The organism is Peribacillus sp. ACCC06369 (genome assembly GCF_030348945.1).
Taxonomy (GTDB): domain Bacteria; phylum Bacillota; class Bacilli; order Bacillales; family DSM-1321; genus Peribacillus.
The window spans coordinates 1,491,664-1,505,442 of sequence record NZ_JAUCEN010000002.1 but is presented as its reverse complement, the minus strand read 5'-3'; the positions used below and the strand labels follow the sequence as shown (position 1 = coordinate 1,505,442).

13 protein-coding genes are annotated in these 13,779 nt (G+C 40.2%); 4 read left to right on the top strand and 9 right to left on the bottom strand.

From position 1 onward, the window contains the following. Window positions 1-68: 68 nt before the first annotated feature. The 3 genes from QUF78_RS08205 to QUF78_RS08195 form a co-directional block, all read right to left on the bottom strand. Window positions 69-1,046, bottom strand: coding sequence for an alpha-ketoacid dehydrogenase subunit beta (locus QUF78_RS08205; protein ID WP_289324283.1), 978 nt, complete (start codon window positions 1,044-1,046; stop codon window positions 69-71). A 3-nt stretch (window positions 1,047-1,049) separates the two neighbouring features. Further along, window positions 1,050-2,165, bottom strand: coding sequence for a pyruvate dehydrogenase (acetyl-transferring) E1 component subunit alpha (gene pdhA / locus QUF78_RS08200; RefSeq protein WP_289317288.1), 1,116 nt, complete (start codon window positions 2,163-2,165; stop codon window positions 1,050-1,052). 643 nt (window positions 2,166-2,808) lie between these two features. Next, on the bottom strand, window positions 2,809-3,468 hold the full coding sequence (locus tag QUF78_RS08195) for a YkyA family protein (RefSeq protein ID WP_289324282.1): 660 nt from the start codon (window positions 3,466-3,468) through the stop codon (window positions 2,809-2,811). A gap of 212 nt (window positions 3,469-3,680) precedes the next feature. Here QUF78_RS08195 and QUF78_RS08190 point away from each other — a divergent pair, with 212 nt between their 5' ends. Both QUF78_RS08190 and def read left to right on the top strand, forming a co-directional pair. Next, window positions 3,681-3,839: a YjcZ family sporulation protein gene (locus QUF78_RS08190; protein WP_289324281.1), complete on the top strand. Its 159-nt coding sequence runs from the start codon at window positions 3,681-3,683 to the stop codon at window positions 3,837-3,839. Between the two features lie 238 nt (window positions 3,840-4,077). Then, window positions 4,078-4,632, top strand: a complete 555-nt coding sequence (def, locus tag QUF78_RS08185) for a peptide deformylase (RefSeq protein WP_289324280.1) — start codon at window positions 4,078-4,080, stop codon at window positions 4,630-4,632. Between the two features lie 52 nt (window positions 4,633-4,684). Here def and QUF78_RS08180 read toward each other — a convergent pair whose 3' ends face one another. After that, window positions 4,685-5,452, bottom strand: a complete 768-nt coding sequence (locus QUF78_RS08180; protein WP_289324279.1) for a Cof-type HAD-IIB family hydrolase — start codon at window positions 5,450-5,452, stop codon at window positions 4,685-4,687. A 942-nt stretch (window positions 5,453-6,394) separates the two neighbouring features. Here QUF78_RS08180 and QUF78_RS08175 point away from each other — a divergent pair. Continuing rightward, on the top strand, window positions 6,395-6,604 hold the full coding sequence (locus tag QUF78_RS08175) for a DNA-dependent RNA polymerase subunit epsilon (RefSeq protein WP_289324278.1): 210 nt from the start codon (window positions 6,395-6,397) through the stop codon (window positions 6,602-6,604). Window positions 6,605-6,607: 3 nt separating this feature from the next. Continuing rightward, window positions 6,608-8,278 (top strand): ribonuclease J1, encoded by a 1,671-nt coding sequence (rnjA, locus tag QUF78_RS08170; RefSeq protein ID WP_289324277.1) that lies wholly within the window; start codon window positions 6,608-6,610, stop codon window positions 8,276-8,278. 52 nt (window positions 8,279-8,330) lie between these two features. Here rnjA and QUF78_RS08165 read toward each other — a convergent pair whose 3' ends face one another. The 5 genes from QUF78_RS08165 to QUF78_RS08145 all read right to left on the bottom strand — a co-directional run bounded on the left by QUF78_RS08165 (window position 8,331) and on the right by QUF78_RS08145 (window position 13,691). Further along, on the bottom strand, window positions 8,331-8,990 hold the full coding sequence (locus tag QUF78_RS08165; RefSeq protein ID WP_063231996.1) for a potassium channel family protein: 660 nt from the start codon (window positions 8,988-8,990) through the stop codon (window positions 8,331-8,333). Window positions 8,991-9,052: 62 nt separating this feature from the next. Then, window positions 9,053-10,177 carry an N-acetyldiaminopimelate deacetylase gene (locus QUF78_RS08160; protein WP_289327269.1) on the bottom strand — a complete coding sequence of 375 codons (1,125 nt, stop codon included), beginning with the start codon at window positions 10,175-10,177 and terminating at the stop codon, window positions 9,053-9,055. Between the two features lie 74 nt (window positions 10,178-10,251). After that, a complete protein-coding gene (gene dapD / locus QUF78_RS08155) occupies window positions 10,252-10,962 on the bottom strand; it encodes a 2,3,4,5-tetrahydropyridine-2,6-dicarboxylate N-acetyltransferase (protein ID WP_289317295.1) in 711 nt (236 codons plus the stop codon). Window positions 10,963-11,087: 125 nt separating this feature from the next. After that, window positions 11,088-11,972 carry a transcriptional regulator CcpC gene (locus QUF78_RS08150; RefSeq protein ID WP_289324276.1) on the bottom strand — a complete coding sequence of 295 codons (885 nt, stop codon included), beginning with the start codon at window positions 11,970-11,972 and terminating at the stop codon, window positions 11,088-11,090. 183 nt (window positions 11,973-12,155) lie between these two features. Beyond that, on the bottom strand, window positions 12,156-13,691 hold the full coding sequence (locus tag QUF78_RS08145) for an MDR family MFS transporter (RefSeq protein WP_289324275.1): 1,536 nt from the start codon (window positions 13,689-13,691) through the stop codon (window positions 12,156-12,158). Between the last annotated feature and the right edge of the window lie 88 nt (window positions 13,692-13,779).

The window sequence follows — 13,779 nt, the reverse complement described above, 5'->3', positions numbered from 1 at the left end:
ATCTTGCATTACCGTTAATGCAAAATCACTTTCACTAGCAGGACGTTCATTCCCATTACTTAAGATTGTTAAAACTTCAAGACTTTAGTTGCCGTTTCAATAATGTCTTTATAATTAGGGAGCCATACTGTTTCAGCTTGTGAAAACGCGAATACCGTATCAGCAGCAGCCACTCGCAGTACTGGAGCATCCAAGCTCAAAATGGCACGTTCGTTAATTTCAGCGACAACATTCGCTGCTATACCAGCTTGCTTTTGGGCTTCTTGAACAACGATAGCGCGTCCAGTTTTTTCTACAGAAGCAATGATTGTATCAATATCCAATGGAGACACAGTCCGTAAGTCGACCACTTCGACGGAATGACCATCCTTAGCCAATTCTTCAGCTGCCTTGATGGATTCCTGTACCATCGCACCATACGTAATAATGGATAAATCCGTTCCTTCTCTCTTCACATCCGCTTTTCCTAATGGAATTGTATATTCCTCTTCAGGAACTTCCTGACGGAATGAGCGGTACAATTTCATGTGCTCAAGGAAAATGACTGGGTCATTATCACGAATCGCTGAAATCAATAAGCCTTTTGCATCGTAAGGAGTGGAAGGGATTACTACTTTTAACCCTGGTTGCTGAGCCATTAAACCTTCTAAGCTATCAGCGTGCATTTCCGGAGTGTGCACTCCGCCTCCAAAAGGTGAGCGAATTGTAACTGGCGCACTGTAACGTCCCCCTGAACGGTAGCGCATACGAGCAAGCTGACCGCTTACGGAATCCATTACTTCATATATAAACCCGAAGAATTGAATTTCAGGAACAGGACGGAAACCTTGTAAAGAAAGACCAACCGCTAATCCACCGATTCCAGATTCAGCAAGTGGTGTATCGAATACACGATCTTCACCGAATTCTTTTTGAAGATTTTCCGTTGCACGGAAAACTCCCCCATTAAGACCAACATCTTCTCCAAAAACGAGTACATTCTCATCATTTTTAAGTTCTGTACGTAATGCTTCTGTAATTGCTTGAATCATCGTCAATTGAGCCATGGCTTACTTCGACTCCTTCTCTTTATAAATTTCATATTGTTCTTTTAAGTTATAAGGCATTTCTTCATACATGTTCTCAATAAGGTCTGTAACCTTTTGCTTAGGTTCTGCATCAGCCTTTTTGATTGCTTCTTTAATATCGTCTTTTGCTTTTTCTATTGTTTCGTTCTCTAATTCTTCATTCCAAAGTTTTTTGTTTTCCAAGAACTTGCGGAAACGAACCAATGGATCTTTTAGTTCCCACTCATTATCCATATCGGAAGTACGGTAACGTGTCGGGTCATCCCCAGCCATCGTATGTGGTCCATATCGGTAAGTTAATGTTTCGATCAATGTAGGACCTTCACCATTAATTGCACGTTCACGTGCTTCTTTAACAACTGTATAAACGGCCAATGCATCCATACCATCAACCTGGATGCCAGGAATACCTGCAGCCACACCCTTTTGGGCTAAAGTTTTTGATGCTGATTGCAATTCAACAGGAGTCGAGATTGCAAAACGGTTATTTTGCACGATGAAGATAGCTGGCGCTTTAAATGCACCTGCAAAGTTAATACCCTCATAGAAGTCACCTTGAGATGTTCCACCGTCACCCGTATATGTGATGGCAACAGCTTTTTTTCCGCGTTTCTTCAATCCAAGAGCCACTCCGGCAGCTTGGATATATTGAGCGCCGATAATGATTTGAGGCGAAATAACATTGACGTCTTCAGGAATTTGATTTCCCTTAAAATGTCCACGGGAGAATAGGAATGCTTGCCATAGCGGCAGGCCGTGCCAAACGATTTGCGGCACATCACGGTATCCAGGAAGAATGAAATCCTCTTTTTCCAAAGCATACTGTGAAGCGATTTGAGAAGCTTCTTGACCGGCAGTCGGTGCATAGAACCCTAATCTTCCTTGGCGGTTCAGTGATATAGAACGTTGATCCAAGATGCGGGTATAAACCATACGACGCATTAATTCTTGCAGTTGTTCATCACTTAAATCAGGCATTGCCGCTGCGTTAACGACTTCTCCCTCTTCATTTAAAATTTGAAAAGTTTCAAATTGATCTTCCACTTTCTTAAGCTGATCTTGAACATTAATTTTAGCTTGTTTAGTTTTTTGAGCCATTTTGGCACCTCATCCTTTCATTAAAAAGGTTTGCTATTATTATTCTATAAAGCAAAAATAGTTTGCTTTTTAGTTTCTTCAACAATACATTCTTTTATTTTTCCCTTAAGACCAATCCCTCAAACGTGGATATGCTTAATATGTCTCAATCTTATTCTGTACCATAAAAAAAATCAAGGAAAATGATACAAGAACTTTTATAGATTAAGTTTACAAGATGAATTAACATCAAGTCAATCACTTGGAGTTCCTTATTTTTTTGATTTAATAGAATTTCCAACACTAAAACTTCTTCTCTGTATTAGTTTTCGTTTTACGACTGTACTATTAAATTTCCCGTATTTATCATTTTAGGGATGACGACGAATAATATTTCAAATCCTCCGTCGATCCCATCGATTCCAAAACCGCATTAACTACAGGCATTTGAGCCTTTAAGATAATATTACGAAAAAATACTCAAACGCTTTCATATCAGTCAGCTGTTAGATTCTCTATTAACGTTTTTTTTTAGTACAGGTACTGAAAATTTTACATTCACTTGTTTCGACAAAAAAACTATTCTAAAATTTTTTAGTCTATAAATGAACTGGATGCACAAAAAATGAGCTGTGATTGAGGATCACAGCCCATCATTATTATATTATTTTGTAGAATCAGCCATTTCTATGCCGGAACTATCATAAAAACTTTCTTTTTTTTGATTGGATTTTTCCGTTAATGCATTAAATTGTTCATTCGCCTTCAAAACTTTTGCATAAGAGGTATTGATTTTCTCGATTTGCCCTTGTAATTCATCCATTTTCAAATCCTCTTTTTTAAACAGTTCATATAATTCACGATCATAAGCCAGACTTTGTTGATAGGCATCATACAAATTGTCGTAGGTGCTATAACGCTCACTCATGATCTTTTTCAAGTCAGCCGCTTCTTTTTTAACTTTTTCATCCTCTATTTTCCCGATTTGTTCACCTATCTTATTGAATTGTTCTTTTGAGGATTGCATACTGCTTTGTTCCTTTTCTATTATTTCCTCCCGTTGGTCGATATTCTTGGTTGCTTCATCTGAAATCTCGACGATTTGTTCATACTCATCCAATCCAAGTTCAATGATTTTCTCATACTTTTCTTTTTCCTTTTTCTCCAAATCATTAAGCGGCTCTTGATGCTCGGTGAAATTATTTTCCTTTTCAGCAGTTTTCTCCAGGATCTTATGGATCTTTTCTTCCGGTGAACCGTTAAAACAACCGGTCAAGATCACTAATGAAAGAAGTAAAATAACATATGGACCAAAACTCTTCAACATAGACAGCTCCTTCTGATAGTTCTTGAAGTTTCATATTTCTTTAAATTTCTGTTTATGCACGGACATTTGCACTAATCATATTCCGAACATGAATTTATCATTACTGGGCTCTAGCCTACACCCTTTAAACCATACTGCATAGGCTGTAGGGACCGTTTCAAATCAGAGTGGTCAACATTTTAATAAAACAAAAACGGAGGTATGAAATTATGTATGGAGGTTACAACCAGGAGTGTTGTTATCCGGTTTCCGTTGCACCCAGCTTTGGTTATGGTGACCAAGGTGGCGGCTGCGGATTTGGAAGCGGCTTCGCCCTGATCATTGTCCTGTTCATTCTGCTCATCATTGTCGGCGCTTGTTTATGCTAAACAGATAATTACTATACCTTTACCCGAATATGTTATCTATTTACCCTGATTCACAAAAATTGATTAAAAATTTTTTAAAAATCTCAACACGCAAATAAAAATAATGGCTGGGATAGGAATTTATCGACTGATTCCATCCCTCCCATTACACTTTCACTAGACCAATCCATTAACTTTCAGCACTTTTTTTGTTAAAATGACCCTATACATATTATAAGAATATATGGGGTGATAGATCATGCTTACTATGGATGACTTTGTTCATGAAGACGATCCAATATTAAGGAAAGTCGCGTTAGAGGTTCCACTTCCGGCATCAGATGAAGATAAGCGACTTTTAGCCAGTTTGATGGAATATGTCCAAAACAGCCAGAAGCCCGATATTGCTGCCCTATACGGGTTAAGGGCAGGAATTGGCTTGGCTGCACCACAGGTCAATGTTTCAAAAAGGATGATCGCGGTTCATTTGAAAGAAAAAGATGATCAACTGTATAGCTATGCACTTTTCAACCCTAAACTCATTAGCCATTCAGTGGAAAAAGCATACTTGACAAGCGGAGAAGGCTGTCTTTCCGTTAATCGCCCCGTTTCCGGCTATGTACCACGTTATGCTCGAATAACCGTCGTGGGTACTGACCTGGAAGGGAAATCGGTTCAACTCCGTCTAAAAGGCACCGCAGCCATTTGCTTTCAACATGAAATCGACCATCTAAATGGAATCATGTTTTATGATCATATCAATCAGGAAGACCCCTATGCCGTTCCGGAAAATTCCATTGAGGTGGAAAGGTAACCTAATAAGCGACAAAAACTCCCGTCTTGTTGGTTGACGGGAGTTTTTATTTTTAAATCAATTCAAGTTCCTTCAAACCAAAAAGTATGCCATCATCATCGACATCCTTCGTTACAAAGTCGGCCTCTTGTTTCACAAGTTGACCGGCATTCCCCATTGCCACGCCATATCCTGCTACTTTTAACATTTCTATATCATTTAAGCCATCTCCAAAGGCGTAAACATCCTCTAGAGCAAACCCGACTTTTTCCATTAATATTTTAATGCCTTCTGCTTTTGACCCCCCGAATGGAAGTACATCCGTCGAGTATTCATGCCATCTAATAAAGTGAAAGTCATCATATTTCCCAACATAGTTCCCTTCTTCATCTTCCGAGCAGAATAATAAGGCTTGGTATATTTCATGGTCCTCATAAAAGTCTGCCACATGTTCAGGGTGTGGAAACTTCAAGGTGCTTAATGCTTCTTCAATTCTGCCATGATGTGGAACACTCGATTTCATTGTCTCCTCATTCATGAAAACGATCGGTATTTGATTATTTTCAGCATGTTCGTGAAGCCGCTTTATCTCAGGTATGCTCAAAGGGTTTTTATAAACCACTTTCCCTTCAAAAACAACGTATTGTCCATTGAAACTTACGAATGTATCAATGCCAAGCTCTTCCCTTAAAGACTCGAACATGAATGGGGCCCTTCCTGTGGCAATCGCTACAAAAACCCCGCTATCCTGTAGTTGCTTTATGGCTTTTTTCGTTGAAGCAGGTAACTTTTTTTCATGATCGAGCAATGTTCCGTCAATATCAAAAAATACGATTTTCACTAACGATTCACTTCCAATTCATTCATTTTTAATATGTACCCATTTAATAATTGTCATCAAGATAAGTCAAGTAACTCTAGCGGATTTCCCTCAAAGTTACGTTTTTTATTCACTAATGAGCATATACTATTCCTAATAGAACTCAACTCAGGTTTTCCAAAATACACTTCTCCGTCCTTCTTGCCCCTAAAATCACAGTCACCTGAAAGAATGAGCCTTTTTTTTCAAAAATGGGCCAAGTACTTGTAAAGACATATTTACATTATTGAATAATCCTATACAATAATAACTAAGGGAGCGTGATCGCCATGTTAAAAAAGCTTCGTAAAAAGCTTGTTAAACAGTGGAATGATCTTTTAAGAAAAAAATCTATCGCATGATCTGCCACTCATATCCTGCCTTGGCCGTCATCCAAATGCGAATTTTTTTCGGACAGCCCTTCAAAAACTTGCGGAGGGCTTCTTCCTTGTTGTAAAGTTCTTGTTAAGCATTCTTTCTATCTTGGCTTGAATGGCCAGGTGAATACATATTCAATCAAAATATGAGTCGTTGTCTGTTCATGAAACGCTGTACCCGGTGGTACTATATTAATTAAGAAAGAAATCGTTTGCGAAAAAAGACCCCATTTAAATTAGATAAAGTGAGTAACCGTTTTTTGCATAAAAACAAGCCGGCAGAAACTTTTCTTTATCGATTTAAGTTTCACACATAGTAAAATCGGATAGGATATAAGATAGAGGAAGCTACAATTGGATTGATACCCGAATCGGCCATCTATTTTTTTATATACTTTTTAGACATTGGTATATTTAATTCATCAAAACCCCTTCCGTTTTTATGGCGGAGCTGGGTTTATTTTTACATGATGTTGAAAAACATGAAAAAATTGTTGTTTTTATATATAATGAAAAAAGCAATGCAAACAAGTGAGGAGAGATTAAAATGGTTTTTAAGGTATACTATCAAGTAACCATAGCAGAGGTTCCCATCAGGGAGAATACTAAAACAGTGTTTATCGAAGGTGAATCCGTTCGTGACGTCCGTTTAAAATTAAAAAAAGAACCTTATAACGTAGAAATCGTACTACCCGTAACTGGAGCATATTTAGAATATGAAAAACAAAATGAAGATTACAAAGTATTGGAGCTATAATTTATGAAATTTGTAAAAAACGATCAAACAGCTGTATTCGCCCTGGGCGGTTTAGGCGAAATCGGTAAGAACACATATGCTGTTCAGTTTCAAGATGAGATCATCGTCATTGATGCTGGAATTAAATTTCCTGAAGATGAACTTCTCGGTATTGACTATGTGATTCCAGATTACAGCTATTTAGAGAAAAATGTAGATAAAATTAAAGGTGTTTTCATTACGCACGGCCATGAAGACCATATTGGCGGGATTCCATATTTACTTAGAAAAGTGAATGTACCAGTATACGGCGGTAAGCTAGCTCTTGGGTTACTTCGTAATAAATTGGAAGAACACGGCCTTTTACGTCAGACAACCATGATTGAAATCAGTGAAGATGAAGTGATCAAGTTCCGGAAGACTTCCGTCTCTTTCTTCCGCACAACTCACAGTATCCCTGATTCTTATGGAATCGTCGTAAAAACCCCACCTGGACAAATTGTCCATACTGGTGATTTCAAATTCGACTTCACACCTGTGGGTGAGCCTGCAAACTTGACAAAGATGGCTGAAATCGGTAAAGAAGGCGTATTGTGCTTACTCTCAGATAGCACAAATAGTGAAGTACAAAACTTTACTATGTCCGAAAGCCGTGTCGGCGATACCATTCAAGACATTTTCCGTAAGGTTGACGGCCGGATCATTTTTGCAACGTTTGCATCGAACATCCATCGCCTTCAGCAAGTTGTGGAAGCAGCAGTGGCTAATGGCCGTAAAATAGCTGTTTTTGGACGTAGCATGGATTCAGCCATAGCAATTGGTCAAGATCTTGGATATATCGTAGCGCCTAAAGATACATTTATTGATGTACAGCAATTGAATCGTATGCCTGCAAATAAAGTAACCATCCTTTGTACAGGCAGCCAAGGTGAACCAATGGCAGCCCTGTCGCGGATAGCGAATGGCACTCACCGTCAAATTCAAATCATTCCTGGTGATACTGTGGTATTTTCTTCTTCACCTATTCCCGGTAACACAATCAGTGTTTCCAGAACGATTAATCAATTATATCGTGCTGGAGCAGAAGTCATTTCAGGTCCTTTGAATGACATTCATACATCAGGACATGGTGGACAGCAGGAACAAAAACTAATGCTTCGTTTGATAAAGCCAAAATTCTTCATGCCAATCCATGGTGAATACCGGATGCAAAAACTCCATGCCCGCCATGCAGTCGATTGCGGTGTTCCGGAAGAAAATTGCTTTATCATGGACAATGGTGAAGTACTTTCCTTAAGTGAAAACACGGCACAAATCGCTGGTAAAATCCCTTCAGGTTCGGTTTATATCGATGGAAGCGGCATCGGGGATATCGGTAATATCGTGCTGCGTGATCGTCGGATTCTTTCCGAGGAAGGCCTTGTGGTTGTCGTTGTCAGCATAAATATGAAGGAATTCAAAATTTCATCCGGACCTGACATCATCTCACGCGGATTTGTTTATATGAGAGAATCAGGAGACCTGATCAGCGATGCTCAATCCTTGATCACCAAGCATTTAAATAAGGTGATGGATCGCAAAACTACACAATGGTCTGAAATTAAAAATGAAATTACAGACACTTTATCTCCATTCCTATATGAAAAAACTAAACGCCGTCCTATGATCCTACCGATCATCATGGAGGTCCAATAATCACAAAAAAGCCCAGCCATTGATGGCTGGGCTTTTTTGTGATACGCCTTGCTTATTCCACAATTTTTTTTTCAAAGCGATTGATGTCTGAATCGGCCCCGATGACAATCAATATATCACCTTTATGAATTAAATCGCTTGCCTGTGGGGAGACATTTATTTCGTTCCCTCTTTTAATCGCAACGATGTTCAACCCATAGTGAGCGCGAATATCAAGGTCAAATATTGAGTTTCCATTCATCTTTTGGCTTGCAACAATTTCGACGATGGAATGTTCATCAGAAAGCTCCAAATAATCGAGTATATTATTGGAGACGATATTATGGGCAATCCTTCTCCCCATATCCCGTTCGGGGTGCACCACAAAGTCTGCCCCGATTTTCCGAAGAACCTTCTCATGATAATCATTTTGCGCTTTTACCGTAACATTTCCGACACCCAGTTCCTTAAGCATGAGAGTCGTCAATATACTGGCTTGAATATTCTCTCCAATCGCTACAATGACGTGATCAAAATTACGAATGCCTATGTTTCTCAGCACATTTTCATCCGTCGTATCCCCTACCACGGCATGTGAAGCTATTCTGGCAAATTCATTCACTCGATCTTCGTCTGCATCGATAGCCAGAACCCCTAATCCTTCTTCAGCTAATGTCTTGACTATACTGCCTCCAAAACGGCCAAGTCCAATTACCGCAAATTCTTTTTTCACAATAAGCCCTCCAACATCATTCGTTCTCTCTTTAGAGCATGTTCAGTTCTAAAAAGCATTTTTTAAGATTCATTTCCTTTAAATGTTATATATTCAGTTAAATGGTTAATCGCGAGTTCAATCGCGCTTTCATCAGGACTTAACTTAGCATGGTGCAATCCGTATTCCGATGAAACCCCTAGCCAAAACATGAAGCCAGGTATCTCTTTTAGCATATATCCAAAATCTTCACCCGTCATCGCTTCAGTACAGCGATGTAAATGAACAGCGTTGGACATCTCTGTAAATTCCATGAATTCCCGGGTCAACCGTTCTTCATTATACACCTGGTGATACATCGCACCATAGTCTATTTCTGCTAAGCACTCATAACCAACTTGTATCCCATCCACAAGCGCTTTTATTCTTGACTTGACCTTTACCATCGATTCGGGGTTAAGGGTGCGTATTGTGCCTTCTAAACGCGCTGTCTCCGCAATAATATTTTGAACGGTGCCTCCAGTAATCTTCCCAACTGTAATGACAGCTGAATCAAGCGGATTGACATTCCTGGAAACGATGGTTTGTAGCTGCCCTACAAGCGAGCAGGCTGCGATGACCATGTCTTTTGTTTCATGCGGATAGGCTGCATGCCCCCCTTTCCCTCTCAAATCGATGAATAATTCAGATGTATTGGCAAATAGAAGCCCTTCTTTAACAGCAATCGTTCCAACTGGATACTCTGGAGCAATATGTAAAGCAAGGATCATATCCGGCTTCCATTTTTTCATGGTTTCCGATTTAAGCATCGGTTCAGCTCCGCCAGGACCCTCTTCTGCAGGCTGGAAAATGAATAGTATGTCATCATCGATCGGATTTTCGGTGAAATATGTCAATAAACCCAAACCGATGCTCATATGAAAATCATGGCCGCAGGCATGCATATATTCCTCGTGATTGGATGCGAAAGGCAGTCCAGTTTCCTCTTTTATCGGCAGACCATCTATATCAGCCCGGTAGCCAATCATTTTCCGCGGGTTCCTTCCCTTCACTTTCACGAATATCCCTGTTCGCCAGGTTTCTATTTCCATTCGCTCCTGGGCCAGATTCGTTATGTAATTCAATAGGTATTGCTGCGTCTTGAATTCTTTAAATCCTATCTCCGGTATTTGATGCAAATCACGCCGGATCTCGGCAAAAAGATTTATTTTCACATTATTCCCTCCCTATACAGAAAGCGTGGATATAATTATCCACGCTTCAGGCAATATTCACTAAGAAATTATAGTTGACGAAGTTCTTGCATGATCTCTGTTTTTGATTTGGTTTTTTCATCAATTTGTTTAATGACCTTCGCCGGTATACCAGCAGCCACGGAGTAAGGCGGAACGTCTTTCGTTACAACCGCACCAGCTGCCACGACTGATCCTTGACCGATTTTCACACCTTCAAGAACGACCGCATTAGCTCCGATTAAAACATCGTCTTCCAAAATGACCGGTTGGGCCGAAGGTGGCTCGATGACACCTGCCAAAACTGCACCTGCACCTACGTGACAGTTTTTACCCACTGTAGCACGTCCGCCAAGTATTGCGTTCATGTCAATCATAGTACCTTCACCAATGACCGAGCCAATATTGATTGATGCCCCCATCATGATCACTGCGTTGTCACCGATCGATACTTGGTCACGGATTATTGCACCAGGCTCGATACGGGCTTTGATGCCTTTTAGGTCCAATAAAGGAATGGCAGAGTTACGACGATCATTTTCAACAACATAATCCTCGATTTTTGTTCCCGCTGCCTTGATTGCTTCTTCGACTTCAGACCACTCACCGAATACAACCCCTGTATTACCTGTAATGAAAGTTTTCGAAGCTGGACCAAAATCCATGCCTTCTAAATCGCCTTTGACATAGACCTTTACTGGTGTAGATTTTTTACTATTTGAAATAAAAGAAATAATTTCGTTCGCATCCATTTTATTCATTCCGGGAAAAACCTCCTAAATATGTATCATTACTCGTTTTAAATTTACCAGACAACTGCCTGCAAGACAAGTTGAATGTCACTCTAATATATTATTCTGCCCCATTGACATTTTCATCAGCGGATCTATAACATTCCTTGGTCGCGAATATGTTCTTTCACCACTTCCGTGAATGCTTGGACTTGCTTTAACTGGAAGGCAGATTCATAGCCGCAAAGCCATGTATCTCGTTCGATTGAGTGGTTATGTCCATCTAGAAGAGGGATTTTAAAAACATTCGTATCTTTATCATGTAATGTGATGGCTGGAAGGATCGCATATCCGATACCATTGAACACCATTTGTTTGCATGTTTCGATTTGATCCACGACTATGGTGTTTCTTGGTGTCGTTTTAAATTGCCTATGCCACCAGTCCTGAATTTCCTGATAATAATTCGAATCGCTTTTAAACTGAATGAATGGGCGGTCCGTTTCGAACACTTGATTCAGTTCCTTCATTTCAGTATCCACCAAATAAAGCATATCAGTAAATAAATGCTGCTTTACCCCTTTCCAATCCGGGGCCCCCCTTATGATGCCAATATGTACTTGTCCTTCATACAAAGACTTTAAAATCTCACTGCTCCAGCCAGTGATTAATGAAATTTTGGCATACGGATATTTTTGGACGAACTTTTTCAATACTTGCGGCAGCCAATTTTGACCGACAATCGAGGCACAGGCTATTTTCAAAGTTCCATACACTTCATGATCCATGGCTTGGATACTTTCCCTGACCTTTTCCTCTTTTTCTATAACCTCATTGGCCAAACGAATTACCGCTTCTCCTGCAGGCGTCAGCGACAGCCCTTTTTGTGAACGCAGAAACAGTTTCGAACCCCAATCCTTTTCTATTGATTGTAAACGCTGTGATAAAGCCGGTTGGGAAACGAACAACCGTTCAGCAGCTTTTCTCATATTCATTTCCTGAGCAAGTACGGATAATAAATGAAATTCCGAAAATGACATACACACCAACCTCTTGATAATTAATTCCTAGCATGATGATTTAATTTATTTTAAATTTAATTATCAACAAAGTCCGCTTATAATACAAGGGAAAAGAAACGGAGTGAATATCCTTTGACGATCATATTTCCGGCAATTGATACTCCGAGTCGCATTTCCTTTACATACAATGGCAAGCTCCTTTTATGAGTCTGCCTTACCCTCTCCTGCCTCCTTATTCTTTCTTAGTCTCGTAAGTAATATGAAACTGATAACGGAGAAGAATAGAACAATTAGATAAATCGTCTGTAAAGATAATGTAAGTCCTTCCTGCAAAACCTTTACCACACTTTTAGGAAGCGACATACGTTCCTCATTGTTCAACAGCTTATTTGCCGTATCTATCGTCACCCCCGAGCCTGCTGGTGCATGCTCGTTTAAATAGGCTTGAAGTCTCGTATTCATGATTCCTCCAAGTAATGCAGCACCTACCGTATTTCCTAAATTCCGCATGAACATATTGGAAGCTGTTGCAATACCCCTGCGTTCCCAGCTGACGGTCTTTTGAATGACGACAATGAATGAAGTAGAAGTCAATCCCATCCCTACGCCGACAAAGAAGGATCCCATGGCAGCAATAAGGGGTCCTGCTTCAGGCTTCATCCATACGAGGATCAAACTCCCAAGGATCAATGAGCACCCTCCAAGGAGGGAGGTAGATTTGAATCCTATTTTCATCAATAACCTGCCTGAAACCATTGATGCGATCGGCCAGCCGATTGACATGGCCGTCAATGTAAAACCAGCTACCGTAGGCGAGCGTTCCATCACACCCTGTACGAATGTTGGGAGGAAACTTGATAATCCAATCATCATAACCCCTGTAGTCAAAGATACAAGATTCGCAATCAGGATGGAGCGCTCCTGCCAGAGTTCAAATGGCATCATTGGTTCGGCAGCTTTCTTTTCCTGACGAATGAATAAGCTGAAGGCGATGATGGCCACTAATGCCAAGGAAATGACCGGAGCTGAAGCCCATGACCATTTTACTCCTCCTTCTACGAGTATCACCATAAGAGTGGATATGGATAACGTCAATAGGGTTGCACCGATGTAATCGATATCACGTTTTTTCTTTTCGATATTTTCATGAAGGAAAAACCAAATTCCAATAAAGGCTAGTAAGCCCAGAGGGATATTAACCCAGAATACAAGCTTCCAAGTCAGGGATTCAACAAGCAAGCCGCCTAAAGCTGGTCCCATGACCGCCGAAATGCCCCAAACGCTCGATAGGTACCCTTGAACGCGTGCCCTTTCCTCATTTTTATAGATATCACCAACAATCGTTGAAGCTACAGGAGCTACAGCCCCCGCCCCAAAACCTTGTACAAAGCGATAAATGATGAGTTCCGTCATGGAATTGGCAAAGCCGCAAAGAAGGGAGCCAATTAAGAAAACAACGATGCCAAATAATAGGACAGGTTTTCTACCGAGAATATCCGATAGCTTTCCATATATCAGAACTGTCACGGCGTTCATTAACAAATAACCTGAAAACACCCAGCTGTAAAGTGAAAAACCACCTAAATCACTTACAATGGCCGGCATGGCCGTTGAAACGATCGTTCCTTCAATAGCATTCATAAACATAGCCAACATGATGGCAGCTAAAATGAAGGGGCGTTTCAATTTTTTATTCTGCACTTTTGTACTATCCAACGCTTGGCCCAATTTCCGCATCCTTTCCAAATAAACAATAACTTTTATAGATTTTACCACCAGCTGGATCAAATATGTAAAAAAAAGAAAACCCGCCAATTGGCGAGTC